Here is a 20,943-nt window from a genome sequence, read left to right as displayed (position 1 = left end):
TAGCGAACTGGCTTGCAAAGCTCACGCCGCAACGGCCTGAGGAAGGATCGGAGCGATCGGATCGAAGCGGGCGCCCGCGCGCAGGCAGAAGGCCGGCTGCAGCAGGCCGTTCGCAATCACGTCGGTGTTCTCGTTGTCGCGCAGGATGTAACGACCGGGCTTTTCGACGAGCACCGAGACATCGGCATCCATGCCGACCTTGAGCGAGCCAATCTTGTCGGACAGGCCAATCATCTTGGCCGGGTTCGACGTCACCATCGGCACCACCTGTTCGAGCGTGAGACCGAGCGAAATCATCGAGCTCATCGCCTGCACCAGGCTGAACTTGGCCTGGCCCTTGAACGGATGGTTCTCGTCATCCTCGTGCTCATCCGGCGTGCCGGCAGGCGCAGGCACCTCGGTGTTGTAACCGTGGATGTCGGCGCCGAGTGTGTTCGGCACGATGCCAGCGGCAATCGCCTTCTTGGCGAGGCGATAGGAGAAGTGGCTGCCATGGCCGACATCGATCTTGAGGCCACGATCGATCGCCGCCTGGATCACCGGATGCACCTCGCCTTCGCGATTGACGAAGCCGCCAGGATGCCGCGTGAACGGATGGGCGAGCACGTCACCTTCCTTCAGCAGCGGAATCACGCGCTCCAGAATCGTATCGACGTCCTCGCCATTATTGCCTGACTCCGGCAGACCCCAGAGCTGGCCGAAATGCACGTAAACCGGCAATTCCGCGCGCTTGCCGATTTCGGCCGCCATTTCCATCACGCGAATCCCCCAGCGCGCGAAGCCGCCGATTTCCGCATGGGCCTTGATGCCGCGAACGAGATCGCGATTGGCCACCGCCGATTTCACGGTCGCGTCGATATCGACGCCATCGGGGCTGTAGAGGTTGGGATAGAAATGCCCTTCGAGACCGCCGACAAGATAGGCCGACAGAAACGCATAGACGCGCGATTTTGCGGGCTCGGCGATGAAGTGACGAAAGCCGGGCAGCGTCATGCAGGACGGGCCGCCCTGGTCGATCAGCGTGGTGACGCCGGATTGCACGCCGACCATGTCGGGCTGCATGCCGAAACGACCGCTGACGTATTGAAAGACGTGCGCGTGGGTATCGATCAAGCCCGGTAGCACCAGCTTGCCGGTCACATCCACCACTTCCTTCGCGCTGGTCGGCAAAATATCGGACTGCACGGCGGCGATCTTGCCATTGCGAATGGCGACATCCTTGATGCCGTCAACACCGGCGGCGGGATCGATAACACGACCACCGCGCAGCAGCAGGTCGAATGAGGCGGTAACGGACATGGCGGTCTCCTTGCGTTCCGGCGGACATTAAGAGATCCACCAAAATACGAAGCATACTTCGTATTTTACAAAAGCAAAGTCCGTGCCATAAACATTGCGATGCGGTAGTTTTTCAACGCGCTCGCACCATACGAGTCGTAGCCGACACAAGGAGAGACTGCGTTGCCCCAGGCCAAGCCGCGCCGTGACAAGCCCGTCCACAAGCCCTGGCCGCTGGCCCAGCGGCCGGGATTTCTGATCCGCCGGCTGCACCAGATCCATGTCGCGCTGTTCCAGGAAGCCTGCAGTGCCTTCGAGATGACACCACTCCAGTACAGCCTGCTGTCCGCATTGGCTGCGCGCGGAACGGCCGATCAAACCAGCTTAGCTGCTGATATTGCTCTGGATCGCACGACGACGACGGGCGCGCTGAAGCGACTCGAAGCACGCAGACTGGTCGAGCGTCCGGTCAGCGACGACGACCGCCGCGCCCGCGTCTGCCGGCTCACACCGGCCGGTGCAGCCCTGCTCGACAAGATCGAAACCGCCGCACGCGAGGCGCACCGCGCCACGCTCGGCAACCTCACCAAGACGGAACAGACTGCGTTTATTGCCATGATGCAGCGCATTGTCGCAGCGAACAGCAGCCGCGACGGAGCCGCTGATCTATCGGATTGAAGGTCGCCAAGACGGCTCTTCCCAGATTAGAACGGCTATAAATTAATCAGCCTGATCGCCGCGCAGGCAGACAATTATTCAGGACCGCAGCACCAGCCGTTCATCAGGCGGTGCAATTTCGGTGACGAGATCGCGGATCAGCGCCTTTTTGGGCAGCGGCGCCAGCGTCGTCATTCCCTCTTTGAGCCGAACCGTGCAGGCGTAATCAACCTTGCCGTCGATCAGCATCATGCATTCCTTGCACGCATTCGCATTGATGCAGGAGAAGCGAAACGCCAGCGAGGGATCCATGCTGCGCCTGATGGCACGCAGGCCATCGAGAATGGACTGGCCGTGTTCGAAGGGAATGTCGAACATGTCCTGATGCAGCGCTTCGCCGAGTGCGCCGCGCTGAATGCTGAGTGTCGCTTTCATGCGGCAGCCTTTCCGGTGGTGGGCATGACCTTGCGCAGGGTCATGTCGCTGCCCGACAGTGCCACGATCTGTTTGACACTCCATGCATCGTCGAGACCGAGATGATCATCACGCTGATGCGCGCCGCGGCTTTCGGTACGCGCCAGCGCCGGTATGGCAACCGATTGCGCGACGGCGAGCATATTGCGGAGATCCAGCCAGTCGGCCAGCACGGGATCGAAGGTTTCCGCTGAGGCAAAGGGCGTGTCGCCGACATCGGCCTTCAATTGCGCGATGGCTGATATCGCCGCACGCAGCCTGGCATCGGTGCGGAACGGGCCGACATCATCGGCCATCACGGCCTGCAGCTTCACGATGACCGCTGCGGGATTTGGCGCATCACGTTTGCTGGCACTGCGCAGCAGATCGATTGCCGACTTGGCAGCATCGGCTGACCACATCGACGCATTCTGCTTGGCACGCTCGGCGGCGCTGCGCCCCGCCCGCGCGCCGAACACGAAGGCTTCGGTGATCGCATTGCCCGACAACCGGTTGGCGCCATTGGCACCGCCGACCGCTTCGCCGCAGGCATAGAGCCCGGGTACGCCGGTCGCCATCATCTCGTCCACACGAATGCCGCCCATATGATAATGCGCGATCGGCGCCACCTCGACAGGACGCTGCGCGAGATCGATGCCGTTTTCGGCGAGCCGATCCACCACCGGCCCGAACGCCTTGCGTATCTCGGCTTCAGGCACATGCTGGAAGCTCAGATAGGCGCCGCCCGCGGGACTGCCGCGGCCGGCTTCGACCTCCTTGGTGATCGCATAGGTGGCGAGATCACGCGTCAGCACATAGGTGCCGTCGCTGCGCGCGTCCTTGGTCGCATAATCCGTTTCGAATTCGCGCATTTCGGAATTGAGCAGCTTGCCGCCGAGCTTGTAGCGGAACGGATCCCACATGATCGGATCCATGCCGACGAGGCGCGGCGCGAGATGGCCGATCGGGAAGAACTGCACGAATTCCATGTCGATCAGTTCGGCGCCCGCACGCAAGGCAAGCGCATAACCGTCGCCGCCCATATTCGACGACGCGCTGTTGCGCCGATAGAGACCGGTGAGCCCGCCTGTCGCGATCACCACGGCCTTCGCCGCCAGCGTCACCGCCTGCCCCGTCGGCAGATGCAGCGCCGTAGCGCCGCAGGCTTCGCCATCCCGCAATGCGATATCGACGATGGTGAGATCGCCGATGCGGCGAATGCCGCTGGCGCTGTTGAGTTGCGTACGCAGCGTCTTCGACACCGCCGGACCGGTGGAAAGAAAATCCACATAGGCACAGCGCGGCCGGTCATGGCCCGGCGCCTGCGCCTGTTTGATATGGCCGTCCTCGCGTGCCCAGCCGACCTTCCAGGCATCCATCTCGCGCAATCGCTGCGGGCCGTCTTCGCAGAGCAGTGCAGCGAGCCGCTCGTCGCAGAGCCCGCGGCCCGCCGCGAGCGTATCGGCGAAGTGATGTTCCCAGTGATCCGGCGTCTGCTCGCCCAGCGCCGCTGCCACCGTCATCTGCGCCATCACCGTGGCGCCACCGCGCCCGATCAGGCTTCGATCGGCGAGAACGACCGACGCGCCGCCCTTCGCTGCTTCCAGCGCCGCATACATGCCGGCGCCGCCGGCGCCAATCACGAGAACATCGGATTCGAGATGGGTAGGAACCGAAGTATTGGGAGAAGGTGATGTCATGGTCGGGCGAGTGTCTCTTCAAACAAAGGCGTTGTCAGCAACCATCACCGTGCCAAAACCATGCCACGCGGCATCTCCCGTCGTCAGATCTCCGTGCGCAGGATCGCCCGCGCCAGTGTCTGTGCACGCGGAACGATACTCTCGATATCCAGCCACTCCAGGTCGGTATGGACATTGCCGCCGACCGGGCCAAGACCGCAGAGCGTCGGCGTGCCGACGCTGGCGGTGAAACCGGAATCCGCACAACCGCCGGCGAATTCGCCGGTCAGCGTGGTGAGGCCCGAGTCGACAGCGGCCGCCTGATAGGCTTCGAACATCGCCTTGGCGGCGGCGTCCTGCACCAGCGGCAGGAATTCGCCGTTGATGTGCAGCTTCGCCGTCGTGCCTGGCACGGTCGACGTCGCAATGATGCTTTCGATCGCGCCCATGATGGTCGCGCGATCGGCGGGATCGATGTAACGGAAGTCGATCTCGCCTTCGGCATGCGGCGCCGTGGTGTTGACCGATTGGCCGCCCGATACGAGGCCGACATTCAGCGTGATGCCCTTGTCCATATCGGTCAGTGCATGAATCTGCACGATCTTATGCGCGAGCTCGCCAATGGCGCTGATGCCGACAGAGAAGTTATTGCCGGAATGCGCGGCCTTGCCGAATACCTCGAAGCGCATGAACACGCCGCCCTTGCGGCCGGTGGTGATATTCCCGGTCGGACGCCCCGGCTCCGAATTATAGACCGCGCGGGCGGCACGGCCCTCGCGCTCGATGATCGGCCGCGACGAGCGCGATGCGATCTCCTCGTCGCCGGTGATCAGGAGCTTGATCGGGCACGGCGCGGCATCGAATTTCTTCAGGGCAGCGGCAACGAATACGTTGATGACCACGCCGGCCTTCATGTCGGCGACACCAGGCCCATGGGCCAGATTGTCCTTGATGGTGAACGGGCGCTTGGCGACTTCGCCCTTGGGAAACACGGTATCGCGATGGCCCATCAGCAGGATTGGCTTCTCGTTGCTGCCGGGCTTGGTGATCAGCCCATGCACGGCATCGCCATAGACATCATGAGGCTCGCGCCAGGTCTCGATGCCGTAGTCGGCAAAATGCTGCTCGAAGCGCGCGCCGACGGCATCGACACCTTCCTTGTCGAAGGAGCCGGAATCGATGTTCACGACGTCGCGCAACAGGTCGATCATCGGCTGCTTTTGCGAGGCAAGCCATTCGATAATCTGGGTTTCGGTAGTGTTTGACATGAATTGTCCTTCGGTCACTCTTGAGCGCTTGCGTTGCGCGTTCTTACTTCGCCATCGCCACGGCGGGCGACGCTACATTCGACCTGCGCATCATCATGCGCGCAATGGCTTCGCCGATCACCACCGTGGTGAAATGAGTGTTGGCGCGGCAATCCGACGGCATGATCGACGCATCGGCAATGCGCAGACCCTTGAGGCCCTTCACGGTGCCATCCGGATTGACCACGCCACCGGTGTCCTTGAAGCCGGTCATGCGACAGGTGCCGGCGGCGTGCTGGATATCACCGGTGTCACGGCGCAGCGCGGCTTCGAGCTCGCGCGTCGGCAACGCCGCCGCCTGCGGCAGCGTCATGTCGGTATCGGTGAGGCGGATCCAGTCAGCGATGCCCGCCAGCGCCGGCTGCGTGGTGATCGCGGCAAGCCGCTTCACGGCATCGACCATCCGCAGCATGTCGCGGGGGTCAGCCAGCATGTTCTCCTCGACGATCGGATCGATCGTCGCATCGGTGGATGCAAGCTTCAGCGTGCCGCGCGAGAAGGCGTTGAACAGGCCGGCACCGATCGCACCGGGATTACCGATACCGCGATGATTGAACGCGATCAGGATCATGTCGCGCTTGCCGCCCTCAGCCAAACCCGACGAATAGGTCACACAGCAATTGGTATGGCGGGTGTCCTTATCCTTGGGCGCTATATCGTCCTGCAGCTTGATGGTGGTGCGAAACAGCGGATGATCGAAGAAATTCTGGCCGACGGGCAGATCGCATTCCACGGCGATGCCCATGTCCCTCAGCTCGTCTGCCGGGCCGACGCCCGAGCGCAGCAGGATCGCCGGGCTGTGGATCGAGCCACCACATAGCACGATCTCGCGCGCGCTGATTTCCTGCGTGCCTTGCCCCTCGAAGTGCACGATCACTCCGGTCGCCTGACCGTCCTTGATCACGACGCGATCGACCAGCGCATGACCGCGGATTTCGAGATTGGCGCGGCCACGCGCCGGCTCGAGATAGGCTTCATTGGTGGAGATACGCCGCAGGTCGCGGCTATTGATCGGATAGCAGGCAACGCCTTCGCCATCCGGCCCGTTGACGTCGTCGCACCAGGCATAGCCCGACGCCAGCGCCGCATCGCGCAAGCCCTTGTCGATCGGACCCCATGTCTCCGGCGGCGCGCGATAGACCGGCAGCGGACCACCACGGCCATGACCGGGCCTGTCGCCGAAGTCCAGATCATCCTCGATCACCGAGAATAACGGCATGATTTCCCTGGCCGACCAGCCGGTGCACCCCAGCGACGCCCATTCATCGAAGGCGTCGGCGACACCGCGGATCGCAATCTGGCCGTTCATCATCGACGAACCGCCAAGACCCTTGCCGCGCCAGTAAAAGCGCTGGTCTTGTCCGACCACCCGCCGCGAATGCAGCTGCGGCCACTGCCACTTCTCCTGGAATTCGCGCTGGTGAATGATCGGGATCGGGTTCGCCGTGGTGACTTCCCACGGTGCATCCGCCGCGCGCCAGTCGAGCCCGGCTTCCAGCAGCAGCACGCGCGTGGCGGGATTTTCGGAGAGCCTGGCAGCCACGGCAGCGCCGGCAGATCCACCGCCGACGACGATCACATCATACATAGTGCTTCATTTCTTTCTGCTGCGGCGCCCTACGCCGATCTTGTCCGGCCGAACGCGTGCAAAATCCGTTCCCGCCATTATGCGCCCGGTGCACAGCAGACGCCAGCACGCGCGCTGCAGAGGCAACGCGCGGCAAAGGCATGGCGGTTGGAAAAATATGGCCACAAGTTGTGGCGGTGATGGATTGAACGGAAAGAGCCGCCTCAGAGGGGATCGCCAGGCTTCTTCGCCGGCGGATCCTCATCGAGAATCGCGCGCCATCCCGCACCTTCCAGATCCTCATACTGTCCGCTTTTCAGCGACCACATGAAGGCCCACAGGCCGAGCAACCCGAGCGCAAGCGCCAGCGGCACGAGGACGACGAGGGACTGCATGGTTGGACCCTATTTCAGCACGAGGCGGTTTTTCGACAGGAACATGCGCTGTCCGCCGACCTCTCCTTCAAGCACCAGATCCCACAGTCCCGGCGCAAGTTCGGCGACCTTGCCGCGATAGACCACGCCCCCGGCCCCGATCAGCTCAACCGGCCGGTCCGCGCGACGATCGGCCGGCCGCTCCAGCCGACCGGTGAAACTCAGCCCCGTGATCGGATTGCCGTTGCGATCGCGCGCTTCGACGCGGACGACGGCATCACCTGCAGCATCGCGCTCGACATGCGCGCTGACCTTCCAGCCGCGACTGCTCTGGCCGCGCGCGGCTTCGATCTCGTTGCCGTAAGCGAGGCTCGCTGTATAGGGACTATCCACCTCGACACCCGGCAGCGTCTCCAGCGCGAATTTCATCATGACGACATTGACGCCGATGATCATGCCGAAAAACAAAACCAGGCAGATCAGGACGAACCGGCCGGTGATCGGACGAGGTGCGGCAACGGCGGCGCTCATACTGTTCTCCTTCACGGTGCAACGAAATGATCGGTCGCCGACGCCATGTCGCCATGGGCGGCATCGGTGACACGCATCACGAGCGGGATCGACTTCTCGGAATTGCCCGCCGCGGGCGCCGTCACCAGTACGCGCAGTTCGGTAGTCTGGTCGCGGCCAAGCACGATCTCCGGCCGGCCCGATGACACCGCATCCATGCCCACCACATGCACCGTAGCGTTAACCGGCCCTTTGACATCGAGCGTGACCACGCGGCCGGCGCCACGCTTGTTCAAGAGGCGCACCGTATAGGCATTGCGGATCGAGCCGTCGCTCAGGCGCACCGCAACCGGATTGCGATCGTGCAGCACGTTGATGTCGAGCAGCGAGCGGTTCAGCAGCGTATAGAGCATCACCGCACCGACAGCGACAATCATGCCGACATAGGCCACCGTACGCGGCCGGATGATGCGATAGATTTCGGACTTGCCCGCCTTACGCCTGGCAATGTTGATGTCGGTGTCATAGCCGATCAGCCGGGTCGGCCGGCCGATCTTGGCCATCACGCCGTCGCAGGCGTCGATGCACAACCCGCACTGGATACAATCCATCTGTAGTCCGTTGCGGATATCGATGCCCACCGGGCAGACATTCACGCACTGATGGCAATCGATGCAGTCGCCGGCAGGCTGGCCGAGCGCACGCAACTCCGCAGCCTTCTTTAGCGAGGTCCGTTGCTCGCCGCGATCGATCTTGTAGGTGACGTTGAGCGCCCATTCGTCGGTGAGGGCCGCCTGGATGCGCGGCCACGGGCACATATAGAGACAGACCTGCTCGCGCATCCAGCCGGCCAGTGTGTAGGTCGTTGCCGTCAGGATTGCGATCCAGATATAAGCCAGCGCCGGCGCCTGGAAGGTGACGAGTTCCTTCACCAGCGTCGGCGCATCGTTGAAATAGAGCACCCAGGCGCCGCCGGTCCACCATGCGATCAGGAGCCAGATTGAATGCTTCATCGTCAGTTCGACGACACGCTGCAGCGTGAGCCCTTCGGCCTCCTTCTTCATCCGCTCGCGGCGGTCGCCTTCGATCAGGCGTTCGACGGCGAAAAACAAGTCGGTCCAGACTGTCTGCGGACAGAGATAACCGCACCAGACGCGACCACCGATGGCATTCATCAGGAACAGCGTGAGGGCGGCAAGGATCAGCAGGCCGGTGAAGAAATAAACTTCCTGCGGCCACAGCTCGATGAAAAAGAAATAGAAGCGACTGTTCGGCAGATCGACCAGCACCGCCTGATCGGGGGCACCGGGACCGCGGTTCCAACGCACGAAGGGCAGCAGATAATAGATGCCAAGGCAGACCGCCATCAGCGCCCATTTGACGTTGCGATACCTGCCGGAGACCTTCTGCGGATAGACTTTTTTCTGCGCCGCATAGAGCGGGCCGTAGTCGAATTCCTGGGGCGTAACAGGCTTGTTCATGAAGGTCACTCTCGTCCTTGGAATGACCCTAGACTTCGCCGGTGCGATGCAATTGATGTACGTCAAAGGCACGCGCGGGATTGGCCGCGCGCGCTATGACTTATTGTCCACCCCCCAGCGAATGGACATAGATCGTCAGTGCCTTGATGGTCGCCGGATCGAGACGGCCAATCCAGGCTGGCATCACGCCGTTGCGGCCATTGGTGATGGTCTCGACGATGGTCGCCTCGTCCGAACCGTAGAGCCAGATGTTGTCGGTCAGGTTCGGCGCCCCCATGTCGGGATTGCCCTTGCCGGCGTCGCCGTGACACGAAGCGCAATTGTCAGCGAACAGTTTCTGGCCGGCATTCGCGTCGTAACCCTTGGCCGTCGGCAATCCGGACAGTGAGCGCACGTAGTTCGCAACCGTCTCGATCTCCGGCTTCTTCAACATGCCGTCGCGGCCAAAGGCCAGCATCGATCCTTCATGCGATTCCGCATGGGCGGAACGCGCGCCGAACTGGATGGTCTTCTCGATCTGCTCCAGTGTGCCGCCCCACAGCCAGTCGTCATCGTTCAGATTGGGGAAGCCCTTGGCACCGGTCGCACCAGTGCCGTGACACGGCGCGCAATTGTCACCGAACACCACACGGCCTCTGGCGCGCCCCAGTGCCAGCAGCGCCGGATCCTTCTCAATTTCCGCGAGCGGCGCAGCGCCGAGCGTCGCCATCTTGCCTCCGCGGATCTTCTCGAGATTGGCGAGATCGACGGCGACATCCGCACGCGACGAATAGCCCATGACTCCCGTCGCATAGCTCTGCACCAGCGGCCAGGACGGATACACGACCCAATAGCCGATCGCCCAAACGATGGTGAGATAGAAAGTCATCACCCACCAGCGCGGCAGCGGCGTGTTGAGTTCTTTGATGCCGTCCCAGGAGTGACCCGTGGTGGTCTTGCCAGTGGCCTTGTCGAATTCGCCTTCGTGATCGCTCATGATCTGATCAATCCTCTCGCAACGGCTGACGCGCGGCTGCGTCAAACATCGCCTTGTTGCGGGGCCACAATGCGTAGGTCAGAATTGCAATGAAGATTCCGACAAAGACCGGCGTCCAGAATGTGAGGACGAGGTTCGACGCGAAGTTCTCGACGGTCAGGATTGCGCGCATGCTTCCATCTCCTCAGCGGAGGTTTGCTTTTTCGTTATAAAGTTTGAAATCGACCAGCGTGCCCAGCATCTGCAGATAGGCGACCAGTGCATCCATCTCGGTGGGCAGACCCGGCTTGCCATCGAAGTTACGTGCCACCGATTTCGGATAGCGCTTGAGCAGCGCGTCGGTATCGCCATTGTCGGGATCGGCCTGGGTCTTCAGGTCCGCCACCGCATTGGTGATCTGATCGTCCGTATAGGGCACACCCACCGCGCGGTTGGTGCGCAGATGATCGGCGACGTTCTCGGTGCTGACAGGCGTCTCGGCCAGGAACTTGTAGGACGGCATCACCGATTGCGGCACGATGGCGCGCGGATTGCTCAGATGCGTGACGTGCCATTCATCGGAATATTTCGCGCCGACACGCGCGAGATCCGGACCGGTGCGCTTCGAGCCCCACTGAAACGGATGGTCATACATGCTCTCTGCCGCCAGCGAGTAATGCCCGTAGCGTTCGACCTCGTCACGCAGCGGCCGCACCATCTGCGAATGACAGAGATAGCAGCCCTCGCGGACATAGACGTTGCGTCCCGCCAGTTCGAGCGGCGTGTACGGCCGCATGCCCTCGACGGCTTCGATGGTGCTCTTGAGATAAAACAAAGGTGCAATCTCGACGATGCCACCGATGGCGATGACGAGAATGATACCCACGATCAGGACGATCGAGTTCTTCTCGAAGATTTGGTGCCGGCTCCAGAACGACATGATTGATCCTTATTCAGCCGGCTGCAACGTGGCGCCGGGGCTCGACAGCGCGCCCTCTTCCGCTTCGCCGACGCGCACGGTCATCCACAAATTCCAGGCCATGATCAGCGCGCCAATCAGGAACAGACCGCCGCCCCCGGCGCGGATGATGTAGAACGGGTGCATCGCTTCGACGCTTTCGATGAAGGAATATTCGAGGAAGCCTAGCGACGTGTAGGCACGCCACATCAGACCCTGCAGGATGCCCGACACCCACATCGCGGAGATGTAGAGAACGATGCCGAGCGTCGCGATCCAGAAATGCCACTCGACCAGTTTCAGGCTGTAGAGTCCCTTGCGATTCCACAGCCACGGCACCAGGCAATAGAGCGCGCCGAAGGAGACGAAGCCGACCCAGCCGAGCGCGCCGGAATGCACGTGACCGATGGTCCAGTCGGTATAGTGGCTGAGCGAATTGACCACCTTGATGGACATCAGCGGACCCTCGAAGGTCGCCATGCCGTAGAACGCCACCGACACCACCAGCATGCGCAGCACCGGATCTGTGCGCAGCTTGTCCCATGCGCCGGACAGCGTCATGAGGCCGTTGATCATGCCGCCCCAGGAGGGCATCCACAGCATGATCGAGAAGGTCATGCCGAGCGTCTGCGTCCAGTCGGGCAGTGCCGAATAGTGCAGGTGATGCGGACCCGCCCAGATGTAGAGGAAGATGATCGCCCAGAAGTGCACGATCGACAGCCGATAGGAATAGACCGGTCGCTCGGCGCGCTTCGGAATGAAGTAATACATGATGGCGAGGAAGCCGGCGGTAAGGAAGAAGCCCACCGCGTTATGGCCATACCACCACTGGAACATGGCATCCTGCACGCCGGCCCAGGCGACATAGGACTTGGAGCCGAAGACCGAGACGGGCAGCGCCGGATTATTGCCGAGATGCAGCACCGCGATGGTGATGATGAAGGCGAGATAGAACCAGTTGGCGACGAAGATATGCGGCTCCTTGCGCTTCACGAGCGTCATCAGGAATACCAGCAGATAAGTCACCCAGACGATGGTCAGCCAGAGATCGGCATACCATTCCGGTTCGGCATATTCCTTGGATTGCGTGACGCCGAGCAGATAGCCGGTGCCGGCAATGACGATGAAGAAATTATAGCCGAGCACGACGAACCACGGCGCAAGATCGCCAGCGAGCCGTGTGCGGCAGGTCTTCTGCACCACGAAGAACGAGGTCGCGATCAGCACGTTGCCGCCGAAGGCAAACACCACCGCCGACGTATGCAGCGGCCGCAGCCGGCCGAACGAGGTCCAGGGCAGATTGAAGTTCAGGTCCGGCCACGCCAACTGCATGGCGATCAGCAGACCCACCGTGAAGCCGGCGATGCCCCAGAACACCGAGGCCGCAGCAGCGAACTTGATCGGTCCGAAATTGTAATTCGGCCGCCCGTCGATCTCCTGCGGTGGCAATGCGCCGCGCTCGAAATAACGATTGAGGATGACGAACACGGAGGCCAGGCTGGCGAAGCCGGCCAGCGTCACGTGGAAGGCATAGGCTGCATCTTCCGCCTTGGCCGCTGCGATGATGGAGAGAAATACGGTGGCCACGAGGATCACGGTCAGACCGGCCTCTCCGATCGTCATCCACTTCACGCTGTCAGTCTGGTTCGTCATGATGATTCTTTCCCGAGCACGCACCCATCAATCACGGCGGCGCGCTCAGTGAATTGATTGAAATCAAAGTCGGGGGAAGCTCGCTTGCTGGCTGCGCGAGGCGTCAGGCGAGAGCGGGAGCCGCGACGGATTCGGTGTCCAGCAGCCGGATGCGGCCCGGCAGAATCTCGATCGTGCCGCGGCGTTCGAGCTTGGCCAGCGTCCGGCACACGGTCTCGACGGTGAGGCCGAGATGATCGGCGATATCGCGCCGGCTCATCGGCACCGGCAGCGGATCGACATCGCGGCCGAGCCGTGCCAGCCGGTCGCGCCAGTACGTCAGGAACACGATAAGCTTCTCTTCCGCTGCACGGCGGCCCAGCGAGAACATCTTGTCATGCGCGTCGGCGATCTCGGCCGCCATCAGCGTGACGATCTCGTTCAGCACATAGGGCCGGTGACTGGCGAACTGCGCGAATTTCTCACGCGGGATTTCCCACACCACTGCAGGACCGATTGCAGCGGCGGACACTTCATGATGCCCCTGCGTTGCGATCTCGAGGATGTCGCCCGGCAGCGCAAAACTTGTGATCTGGCGACGACTATCGCATTCGGTCCTATAGATGCCGACCACACCCTCGACCACGCTGAAGCATTTGCCCGCCGGCGCTCCCTGCGTGAACAGCACATCCTGCGAAGTATAGGGCACCCGCTCGCCCAGGGCCATCAACTGGCGCAGATCGGCGGCGCCCAGATGAGACAGGAAGCCGCCCGGCTGCGCAGCCGCATTCGCACAAGGCGCAGCGAACGACGATGCAGCCATCAGCTTTGTCATGCGCTCCCCGGGTTTCGTTGGCCTCGCGGAGGTGCGGGGCACTTTTAGATAACCGGATCAGCGCGGCACACATTGATACACATCAATCGCCTCTTACCTCTCCCCGCATCTTGCGCGGGGAGAGGTCGGGTCGCGCGTGATCCGGGTGAGGGGCGGCGCACTGCAGTTGCCGCCTAGCAAGACCTATCGAATCGAAGAAGCGGAGATGGCAGTGGCTGAGGTGCCACGCCCCTTACCCCACCCCTCTCCCCGCGCAGAGCGGGGAGAGGGAGCCGGCCGCGTCTGCCGCAACTATTCAACTCTAACGCGGCCGGATGAAACTAAAACCTCTCGCTTTCGATGGCCGCAACCGTCCCGGCATCGAGCAGATGCTGGCCCCAACCGCGTTTCGCCAGCGCATGCGACAGCTTCGGCGACACTAGCAGCAACAGCACAGTCATCATCAGCGGCACTACGCTGAGCCAGTCGATGCGCACCGGCGTGAGCTCTTCGGTGCTGCCGGCATAGTCGCCGCGGCGACGCAGGATATCGCGGCAAATGCATAGCAGATCGCGCCTGTCGCCGCCGCGCTGCGCACTGCCGAGCAGCACCTGCATGGCCTGATGCGTGACCACGCCCTCTCGTGTCGTCGGTGCGACATCCGGCGTCTCGCCCAGGGAAACGCGCAGCAGCAGATCGACCAGATCGACGCCGGCCAGATAAGCCGCCATCGGCTCCACCAGCCGCGGATTGCAGTCGATATAGAATGGCCCGCTGTCATCGTCCGGCATGATGAAGTCGATCGACAGCGCGCCGTGCCAGGCGAGATGCCTACCGATGGCCGCGAGATCGCCGCGCACGCGGTCTCGCCGCACGCTGCGCTTGATGGCATCGCCGCCGCCGGCGCCCTCCATGATCTGGCGAGTGACGTGAAGGCCGACCAGTTCGCCCCGGCAGAACACACCCTGCGCCTTCTCGGTCGCGCCCGTGACACGGGCCTGCACCAGTACTTCGCCGGCAAAGCCGTTGCCGGCCTCAAGCTCTTTCATTGCCAGCGCGAGGTCGGCATCATTGCGCACCATCCAGACGCCACGGCTCGCAGTGCCGATCGCTGTCTTGATGACGCAGGGAAAACGGACTGCAGCACGAAGCGTATCGGCGCCGGCGACGATCTGGGTCTCGGGTTGCGGCAATCCAAGCTCGCTCAGCATACGGCTGAAACCGGCCTTGCTATGCGCCGCCCGATAGCTCGCGAAGGGCGGCAAGGCTAGGCCGGCCAGCGGCCTCAGCCGCTCCTGCACCCTGGCGAACAGGAAGCCCTGTTCGTGGATCGGCAGCAGCACGTCGTAGTTGCCCGTCGCCAGCAGGCCTTCGATGAACCGCAGGAAGCCCGAGGGATCGTCCCTCATTCCCGGGCAGCGGCGATATATGCGGACAAATCGCGAGAACCGCGCCAGCCCGGCAGCGGCGGGATCGCAGACATCCACCACATGGCCGGCGAGGCCGAGCACGGTGACAGCCTCCCGCGCGGAGGTGCTGGTGCCTTCCGACAGCAGGATCCGCAGCGGCTTAAAATTCGGGCTGCTCGTCATCATGCTCAATCATGTCGCATTCCCGGGCCGTGGTCGCGTTTCCCGATGCCGCCCTGCACGGGCCGCAACACCTGCATGTCGCAGCGCTGATAGACATTAACCTGCTGAGAACGTAGGCATAGCGCACCTTTTCGAGGCTGCAAAAGCGGCCGTCAGCCGCCTTGGGTGGAAACGCATATGGTCGATATTCCGGCCTCGACCTCGCATCTCGCGTCGCGTGACCACGTCCCTTCGGCGACGCGGACGCTGACGGCGATTTCCACTGCGCATTGGGTCAGCCACTTCCACATCTTCGTACTGCCAATGCTGTTCCCGTTCCTGAAGGACCGGCTCGGCGTCGGCTATATCGAACTCGGCTTCGCCCTCACTACCTTCGCTGTCGTCTCTGGCCTCACTCAGGCGCCGATCGGCTATCTCGTCGACCGCATCGGCGCGCGCAAGATCCTGATCCTTGGCGTCATGCTCGGCGGCTGTGCGCTGATCGCGCTCGGCCTGTTGCTCAGCTATCCCGCGCTGATCGTCTGCGCCGCGCTGCTTGGCCTTGCCAACAGCGTCTATCATCCGGCCGACTACGCCATCCTTGCCGCGCATATGGACGAGTCGAAGATGGGCCGCGCATTCTCGATCCATACCTTTGCCGGCTTCGTCGGCGGCGCAGTCGCGCCTCCCCTGATGGCGGCACTGCTGGTCGGTATCGGCGGCCAGGGCGCGCTGATCGTCGCGGGAGCCATCGGCGTGGCGATCGCACTGATGCTGATCGTGGTCGGCATTCCCGATGCCGGCGCGATGGCAGATGGCGATGACGCAAAGGGCGCCGAATCGCCGAAGGTCAGCATGATGACCCCGGCGATCCTGATGCTGACGCTGTTCTTCACGCTGCTGTCGCTGTCGCAGAATGGCATCAACAGCTTCGGCATCGTCGCGCTGATGAATGGCTACGGCACATCGCTGTCATCGGCGAATATCGCCCTCACCGCTTTCCTCGCGGCCAGCGCCGTCGGCGTGCTTGCCGGCGGCTGGCTGGCCGATCGGACCAGACACCACAGCCGCGTCGCTGCCGTGTGTTTCACGATCAATGCCGCCATCATCTGTGCCATCGCAGCGTTCACGCTGCCGACGCCGGTGATCGTCGCGGCCATGACCACCGCGGGCTTCCTCGGCGGCGTGCTGACGCCGTCGCGCGACATGCTGGTGCGCGAGGCCGCCCCTCCCGGCGCCGCCGGCCGCGCTTTCGGCATCGTCTCCACCGGCTTCAATTTCGGCGGCATCATCAGCCCCATCCTGTTCGGCTGGTTCATGGATCACGCGCTGCCGCATTGGGTGTTCGGCGCCTCCGCCTGCTTCATGGCGGCGACGGTGCTGCTGGCGCTGGTGTCGGAGCGCAAGCGATAACGGGTTGTCGTCCCCGCCTGCGTGGGGACGGCGGGGAGCGGTTCTGTTATAGTCTCCGCCGCATGCTCACGGTTCGCCACCTCACCAAATCCTATCGCTCAGCCCAGGAACAGGTCGCCGTTCTGCGCGGTGTCGATCTCAGCGTTGCCGCCGGCGAGAGCGTGGCGCTGACCGGCGAATCCGGCAGCGGCAAGAGCACGCTGCTGCATCTGATCGCCGGTCTCGATGAAGCCGACGGCGGCGAGATCACCCTTGGCGACATCGTCGTCACCGGCCTCCACGATTCCGCGCGCGCCGCGCTGCGCCGCGACCGGCTCGGCCTCGTATTCCAGCAATTCAACCTGATCCCGTCGCTGTCGGTCGCCGACAATCTGGCATTTCAGGCGCGCATCTCCGGCAAGCACGACGCAGCCTGGCAAAGCGAACTCACCGAACGGCTCGGGCTTGATGCGCTGCTCAAGCGCTATCCCGAACAGCTCTCCGGCGGCCAGCAACAACGCGTCGCCATCGGCCGCGCGCTGGCCTCGAAGCCGCTGCTACTGCTCGCGGATGAACCCACCGGCAATCTCGACGAGGACACGGCTGACGAAGTCTTGAGGCTGGCGCGCGATCTCGTCGCCCGCACCGGCTGCGGTTTCCTGATGGTGACCCACAGCGAGCGTCTTGCTGCGACACTGGATCGCCGCATCCATCTTCATGCCGGATTGATCGCGTGAGACGCGCGCTCTGGATCCTTGCAGTACTGCTCAGCCACTGGCGCCGGCATCCGATGCAATTCGCCACGCTCCTGATCGGCCTGATCGCCGCGACCGCATTATGGAGTGGCGTGCAGGCGCTCAACCAGCAGGCGCGCACCAGCTATGACCGCGCCGCCGCCGCCTTCGGCGGCACGCGCACGCCGATGCTGGTCGCAACCAATGGCGGCGCGTTTTCGCAACAGCTCTTTGTCGATCTGCGCCGCGCCGGCTGGCCGGTCTCGCCCGTCGTCGAAGGCCGCGTGCAAATCGGCGGCCGCTCCGTGCGCCTGCTCGGCATCGAGCCGGTGACCATGCCTGTCGAAGCCAGCGCTGCGACGGAGATCGGCAGGACCGGCGCGCAGGCCTTTCTCACACCGCCCGGGCAGGTGCTGGTCGCGCCGGAAACACTGACCAGCCTCGGCCTTACTGAGGGTGCGACGCCTGCGCTCAACGACGGAGCCCTGCTGCCGCCGTTGAAATTGCAGCCGCAGCTCGCGCCCGGTGTGCTGGTGGTCGATATCGGCATCGCACAGAAACTGCTGAAGATGCCGGACCAGATCTCGCGCCTGCTGATCGGCAGCGCCAAGGGTCCCCGCGCGTCGCTCGGCAGCGTCGCCGGCGATCGGTTGCGGCTGGTGCAGCCGGATGCCGAGACCGATCTGGAACGTCTCACCGACAGCTTCCATCTCAACCTCACCGCCTTCGGCCTGCTATCCTTCTTCGTCGGGCTGTTCATCGTCAATTCGGCCATCGGCCTCGGCTTCGAGCAACGACTGCCCATGCTGCGCACCTTGCGTGCCTGCGGCGTCTCGGCGCGGCAGCTCAACAGTGTGCTGATCCTCGAACTCGTCAGCATCGCACTGATCGCCGGCGCCATCGGTCTCGTCTGCGGCTATTTCATCGCCGCATCGCTGCTGCCCGACGTTGCGGCCAGCCTGCGCGGGCTCTATGGCGCGCAGATCCCGGGGCAACTCACGCTGAAGCCCGAATGGTGGTTCGCTGGTCTCGCGATTTCCATCATCGGTGCGCTGCTGGCGGCGACATCGAGCCTGCTGAAAGCTGTCCATCTCCCCTTGCTCGCCACCGCACAGCCCTATGCCTGGCAACAGGCACAGCATCGCTGGCTGCGACTGCAAGGCACGGGCGCATTGCTCGTGTTCATCGCTGCCGGACTTGCGCTCTGGTTTGGCGATTCACTGATTGCTGGCTTCTTCGTGCTTGCCGCATTGCTGCTCGGCGCAGCGCTCGCATTACCGGTCATTCTCGGCATCGTCCTTGCCGGCGGTGAACGCAGCACGCGACGGCCACTCGTCACATGGTTCTGGGCCGACAGCCGGCTGCAGCTCTCCGGCCTGTCGCTGGCGCTGATGGCGCTGCTGCTGGCGCTCGCCGTCAATGTCGGCGTCGGCACCATGGTGGAGAGTTTCAGCCGGACCTTTACGGGATGGCTCGACGGGCGGCTGGCGTCCGAGATCTATCTGAACTCGGCGAGCGAGAGGCAGGCGAGCGAGATCAAGACCTGGCTGAAGACGCGCCCCGACGTGCAGGCAGTTCTGTCGGGCAGCCGCACTGACGTGCAGTTCAACGGTGCGCCGATCGAGCTTCTCGGCTTCGCCGATCACGCCACCTATCGCGATCAATGGCCGCTGCTGGATTCAACCAGCGACGCATGGGATCGCGTGCGCAGCGGCGACGGCGCGCTCATCAGCGAACAACTCTCGCTGCGCATGAAGCTCAAACCCGGCGATCGTCTGGACGTGCCGACGCCGACCGGTACATGGCCGATGGACGTCGTCGCCGTGTATGCGGATTACGGCAATCCCAAAGGCCAGATCGGCGTGAACATCGATGCGCTGGTCAAACATTTCCCTGACATCTCGCAGACCCGCATGGGCCTGCGCGTCGCACCTGCGAATGTGCCGGCGCTGATCGCAGCCATCCGTACGCGCTTCGGCCTCGACGGCCGCAACGTCGCCGATCAGACGACGGTGAAAACGGAATCGCTAGCGATCTTCAACCGCACCTTCGCGGTAACGACCGCGCTCAATGCCTTCACGCTTGGCGTCGCCGGCGTCGCACTCCTTACCAGCCTGCTCACGCTGAGCAATTCGCGCCTGCCCCAACTGGCGCCGCTCTGGGCCATTGGCATCACGCGTCGCCGCCTTGCCGGCATCGAGTTGTTGAAGACGCTGTCGGTCGCCTTGATCACCTCACTGCTGGCGCTGCCGCTCGGTCTGCTGGTGGCGTGGTGTCTGATCGCCATCGTCAATGTGAAGGCCTTCGGCTGGCGCCTGCCATTCCATGTGTTTCCGCTGCAACTGGTCCAATTGCTCGGCGTCGCCATGCTGGCCTCGCTGCTCGCAGCCTTGCTACCGATCCTGAAACTGCTGCGCATGCAGCCGGCCACACTGGTGAAGGTATTCGCCAATGAGCGCTAGCCTCATCACGCGTCGCAATTTGATCGGCGGCATCGCGCTGCTCGGGCTCGGCGGTTCACGCACATTCGCCCAGGGCTTTGCCGGCCTCGGCCGCGACGCCGAAGGTTTTGCGGCTGTCGTTCCGGGCCGCCCCCTCATCTTTCCGGCTGATCACGGCCCGCATCCGGATTATCGCATCGAATGGTGGTACCTCACCGCCAATCTCACGGACGCATCAGGCAATGCCTATGGCGCGCAGTGGACGCTGTTTCGACAGGCGATGGCAGCCGGCGCGCAGGGCGACGGCTGGGCGACGCCGCAGATCTGGATGGGTCATGCGGCGGTGACATCTGCAAAGTCACATCATGCGACAGAAACCTTTGCCCGCGGCGGCATCGGCCAGGCCGGCGTGACGGCGATGCCGTTCCGGGCATGGATCGATGCATGGGAGATGCGCGGCATCGAAGGCTTCAACCACAGGTCGGTTGCGCCGCTCGATGTGTCGGCATCGTCAGCGGATTTCAACTACCAGCTCCGTCTGGACGCAAAGCAGCCGCTCGTGCTGCAGGGCGATAGCGGTTACAGCCGCAAATCCGAACGCGGCCAGGCATCGTATTACTACAGCCAGCCCTATTTCACCGCATCGGGCGTGCTGACCATCGACAGCAAGGAGATTGCCGTCACCGGCCACGCCTGGATGGACAGGGAATATTCGAGCCAGCCGCTCGCTTCCGACCAAACCGGCTGGGACTGGTTCTCGCTGCATCTGCCCGATAACGCAAAGCTGATGCTGTTTCGTCTCAGGCAGAAAGATGGCGCGCATTATTTTGCCGGCAACTGGATCACCGCGGACGGAAAATCCGAACAGCTTGCCTCAGGCGCTATAGATATGACGCCGACGGTCATGACGGAGATCGCCGGCCGCAGGATCCCGACGTCATGGAAGGTATCGATCGCATCGCGCGGATTGCAGATCGCGACCTCGCCGCTGAATGCCAGGAGCTGGATGACGACGAGCTTCCCCTATTGGGAAGGGCCGGTGAGCTTCACCGGCAGCCACAGCGGCGTGGGTTATCTTGAGATGACGGGATATTGAGGCTGTTACCTAACCTCTCCCCGCCCTTTGCGGGGAGAGGTCGA

Annotated in this window: 19 protein-coding genes; 5 read left to right on the top strand and 14 right to left on the bottom strand. The window is 63.1% G+C overall.

Going from position 1 to position 20,943, the window contains the following annotated elements:
- Positions 1 to 21: 21 nt before the first annotated feature.
- Complete coding sequence (locus AB8A23_RS07365; protein WP_439060026.1) at positions 22 to 1,299, bottom strand: amidohydrolase/deacetylase family metallohydrolase; 1,278 nt, start codon at positions 1,297 to 1,299, stop codon at positions 22 to 24.
- Positions 1,300 to 1,461: 162 nt separating this feature from the next.
- On the opposite strand from AB8A23_RS07365, the gene AB8A23_RS07360 reads away from it, so the two are divergent.
- A complete protein-coding gene (locus AB8A23_RS07360) occupies positions 1,462 to 1,956 on the top strand; it encodes a MarR family winged helix-turn-helix transcriptional regulator (protein WP_320445806.1) in 495 nt (164 codons plus the stop codon).
- A 78-nt stretch (positions 1,957 to 2,034) separates the two neighbouring features.
- On the opposite strand, the gene AB8A23_RS07355 is transcribed toward AB8A23_RS07360, so the two are convergent.
- The 13 genes from AB8A23_RS07355 to AB8A23_RS07295 all read right to left on the bottom strand — a co-directional run bounded on the left by AB8A23_RS07355 (position 2,035) and on the right by AB8A23_RS07295 (position 15,260).
- A complete protein-coding gene (locus tag AB8A23_RS07355; RefSeq protein ID WP_439060027.1) occupies positions 2,035 to 2,370 on the bottom strand; it encodes a 2Fe-2S iron-sulfur cluster-binding protein in 336 nt (111 codons plus the stop codon).
- Positions 2,367 to 4,088: an FAD-binding protein gene (locus tag AB8A23_RS07350; protein WP_439060028.1), complete on the bottom strand. Its 1,722-nt coding sequence runs from the start codon at positions 4,086 to 4,088 to the stop codon at positions 2,367 to 2,369. Before AB8A23_RS07350 ends, AB8A23_RS07355 begins: the two co-directional genes overlap by 4 nt.
- An 83-nt stretch (positions 4,089 to 4,171) precedes the next feature.
- Positions 4,172 to 5,335, bottom strand: a complete 1,164-nt coding sequence (locus AB8A23_RS07345; protein ID WP_439060029.1) for a M20 family metallopeptidase — start codon at positions 5,333 to 5,335, stop codon at positions 4,172 to 4,174.
- A gap of 43 nt (positions 5,336 to 5,378) precedes the next feature.
- A complete protein-coding gene (locus AB8A23_RS07340; RefSeq protein ID WP_439060030.1) occupies positions 5,379 to 6,962 on the bottom strand; it encodes a GMC family oxidoreductase in 1,584 nt (527 codons plus the stop codon).
- A 203-nt stretch (positions 6,963 to 7,165) separates the two neighbouring features.
- Positions 7,166 to 7,336, bottom strand: coding sequence for a cbb3-type cytochrome oxidase assembly protein CcoS (gene ccoS, locus AB8A23_RS07335; protein WP_089267801.1), 171 nt, complete (start codon positions 7,334 to 7,336; stop codon positions 7,166 to 7,168).
- Between the two features lie 9 nt (positions 7,337 to 7,345).
- Positions 7,346 to 7,846 (bottom strand): FixH family protein, encoded by a 501-nt coding sequence (locus tag AB8A23_RS07330; RefSeq protein ID WP_439060031.1) that lies wholly within the window; start codon positions 7,844 to 7,846, stop codon positions 7,346 to 7,348.
- A gap of 11 nt (positions 7,847 to 7,857) precedes the next feature.
- The gene (gene ccoG, locus AB8A23_RS07325) at positions 7,858 to 9,306 is read right to left on the bottom strand and encodes a cytochrome c oxidase accessory protein CcoG (protein WP_439060032.1); all 1,449 of its coding nucleotides are present in this window, start codon (positions 9,304 to 9,306) and stop codon (positions 7,858 to 7,860) included.
- Positions 9,307 to 9,406: 100 nt separating this feature from the next.
- Positions 9,407 to 10,282 carry a cytochrome-c oxidase, cbb3-type subunit III gene (gene ccoP / locus AB8A23_RS07320; protein ID WP_231078862.1) on the bottom strand — a complete coding sequence of 292 codons (876 nt, stop codon included), beginning with the start codon at positions 10,280 to 10,282 and terminating at the stop codon, positions 9,407 to 9,409.
- A gap of 7 nt (positions 10,283 to 10,289) precedes the next feature.
- Positions 10,290 to 10,454 carry a cbb3-type cytochrome oxidase subunit 3 gene (locus tag AB8A23_RS07315; RefSeq protein WP_068729582.1) on the bottom strand — a complete coding sequence of 55 codons (165 nt, stop codon included), beginning with the start codon at positions 10,452 to 10,454 and terminating at the stop codon, positions 10,290 to 10,292.
- A gap of 12 nt (positions 10,455 to 10,466) precedes the next feature.
- Complete coding sequence (gene ccoO, locus AB8A23_RS07310) at positions 10,467 to 11,201, bottom strand: cytochrome-c oxidase, cbb3-type subunit II (RefSeq protein WP_093757551.1); 735 nt, start codon at positions 11,199 to 11,201, stop codon at positions 10,467 to 10,469.
- A gap of 9 nt (positions 11,202 to 11,210) precedes the next feature.
- A complete protein-coding gene (gene ccoN / locus AB8A23_RS07305) occupies positions 11,211 to 12,842 on the bottom strand; it encodes a cytochrome-c oxidase, cbb3-type subunit I (RefSeq protein WP_439060552.1) in 1,632 nt (543 codons plus the stop codon).
- 133 nt (positions 12,843 to 12,975) lie between these two features.
- Positions 12,976 to 13,686 (bottom strand): Crp/Fnr family transcriptional regulator, encoded by a 711-nt coding sequence (locus AB8A23_RS07300; RefSeq protein ID WP_439060033.1) that lies wholly within the window; start codon positions 13,684 to 13,686, stop codon positions 12,976 to 12,978.
- Between the two features lie 320 nt (positions 13,687 to 14,006).
- Entirely contained in the window at positions 14,007 to 15,260 is a 1,254-nt protein-coding gene (locus AB8A23_RS07295) for an ATP-grasp domain-containing protein (protein ID WP_439060034.1), read from the bottom strand.
- 174 nt (positions 15,261 to 15,434) lie between these two features.
- On the opposite strand from AB8A23_RS07295, the gene AB8A23_RS07290 reads away from it, so the two are divergent.
- The 4 genes from AB8A23_RS07290 (at position 15,435) to AB8A23_RS07275 (ending at position 20,899) form a co-directional block, all read left to right on the top strand.
- Positions 15,435 to 16,649: an MFS transporter gene (locus AB8A23_RS07290; RefSeq protein ID WP_439060035.1), complete on the top strand. Its 1,215-nt coding sequence runs from the start codon at positions 15,435 to 15,437 to the stop codon at positions 16,647 to 16,649.
- Between the two features lie 62 nt (positions 16,650 to 16,711).
- The gene (locus AB8A23_RS07285; protein WP_439060036.1) at positions 16,712 to 17,365 is read left to right on the top strand and encodes an ABC transporter ATP-binding protein; all 654 of its coding nucleotides are present in this window, start codon (positions 16,712 to 16,714) and stop codon (positions 17,363 to 17,365) included.
- Complete coding sequence (locus AB8A23_RS07280) at positions 17,362 to 19,824, top strand: FtsX-like permease family protein (RefSeq protein WP_439060037.1); 2,463 nt, start codon at positions 17,362 to 17,364, stop codon at positions 19,822 to 19,824. The genes AB8A23_RS07285 and AB8A23_RS07280 overlap by 4 nt, the downstream gene beginning before the upstream one ends.
- On the top strand, positions 19,814 to 20,899 hold the full coding sequence (locus tag AB8A23_RS07275) for a lipocalin-like domain-containing protein (protein WP_439060038.1): 1,086 nt from the start codon (positions 19,814 to 19,816) through the stop codon (positions 20,897 to 20,899). The genes AB8A23_RS07280 and AB8A23_RS07275 overlap by 11 nt, the downstream gene beginning before the upstream one ends.
- Positions 20,900 to 20,943: the final 44 nt, after the last annotated feature.

It is taken from the genome of Tardiphaga sp. 619_E2_N8_4, assembly GCF_051810905.1.
Classification (GTDB): Bacteria; Pseudomonadota; Alphaproteobacteria; order Rhizobiales; family Xanthobacteraceae; genus Tardiphaga; species Tardiphaga robiniae.
The sequence above is the reverse complement of the archived record's forward strand: the minus strand, read 5'-3'. Positions and strand labels throughout refer to the sequence as shown.

Bases quoted from the DNA above. Each gene is read 5' to 3' on its own strand.
- AB8A23_RS07340 (WP_439060030.1), bottom strand. From the start codon at position 6,962: ATGTATGATGTGATCGTCGTCGGCGGTGGATCTGCCGGCGCTGCCGTG.
- AB8A23_RS07345 (WP_439060029.1), bottom strand. From the start codon at position 5,335: ATGTCAAACACTACCGAAACCCAGATTATCGAATGGCTTGCCTCGCAA.
- AB8A23_RS07355 (WP_439060027.1), bottom strand. From the start codon at position 2,370: ATGAAAGCGACACTCAGCATTCAGCGCGGCGCACTCGGCGAAGCGCTG.
- AB8A23_RS07275 (WP_439060038.1), top strand. From the start codon at position 19,814: ATGAGCGCTAGCCTCATCACGCGTCGCAATTTGATCGGCGGCATCGCG.
- ccoN (WP_439060552.1), bottom strand. From the start codon at position 12,842: ATGACGATCGGAGAGGCCGGTCTGACCGTGATCCTCGTGGCCACCGTA.
- AB8A23_RS07300 (WP_439060033.1), bottom strand. From the start codon at position 13,686: ATGACAAAGCTGATGGCTGCATCGTCGTTCGCTGCGCCTTGTGCGAAT.
- AB8A23_RS07315 (WP_068729582.1), bottom strand. From the start codon at position 10,454: ATGCGCGCAATCCTGACCGTCGAGAACTTCGCGTCGAACCTCGTCCTC.
- AB8A23_RS07350 (WP_439060028.1), bottom strand. From the start codon at position 4,088: ATGACATCACCTTCTCCCAATACTTCGGTTCCTACCCATCTCGAATCC.
- ccoO (WP_093757551.1), bottom strand. From the start codon at position 11,201: ATGTCGTTCTGGAGCCGGCACCAAATCTTCGAGAAGAACTCGATCGTC.
- AB8A23_RS07295 (WP_439060034.1), bottom strand. From the start codon at position 15,260: ATGATGACGAGCAGCCCGAATTTTAAGCCGCTGCGGATCCTGCTGTCG.
- ccoP (WP_231078862.1), bottom strand. From the start codon at position 10,282: ATGAGCGATCACGAAGGCGAATTCGACAAGGCCACTGGCAAGACCACC.
- AB8A23_RS07290 (WP_439060035.1), top strand. From the start codon at position 15,435: ATGGTCGATATTCCGGCCTCGACCTCGCATCTCGCGTCGCGTGACCAC.
- AB8A23_RS07330 (WP_439060031.1), bottom strand. From the start codon at position 7,846: ATGAGCGCCGCCGTTGCCGCACCTCGTCCGATCACCGGCCGGTTCGTC.
- ccoG (WP_439060032.1), bottom strand. From the start codon at position 9,306: ATGAACAAGCCTGTTACGCCCCAGGAATTCGACTACGGCCCGCTCTAT.
- ccoS (WP_089267801.1), bottom strand. From the start codon at position 7,336: ATGCAGTCCCTCGTCGTCCTCGTGCCGCTGGCGCTTGCGCTCGGGTTG.
- AB8A23_RS07365 (WP_439060026.1), bottom strand. From the start codon at position 1,299: ATGTCCGTTACCGCCTCATTCGACCTGCTGCTGCGCGGTGGTCGTGTT.
- AB8A23_RS07285 (WP_439060036.1), top strand. From the start codon at position 16,712: ATGCTCACGGTTCGCCACCTCACCAAATCCTATCGCTCAGCCCAGGAA.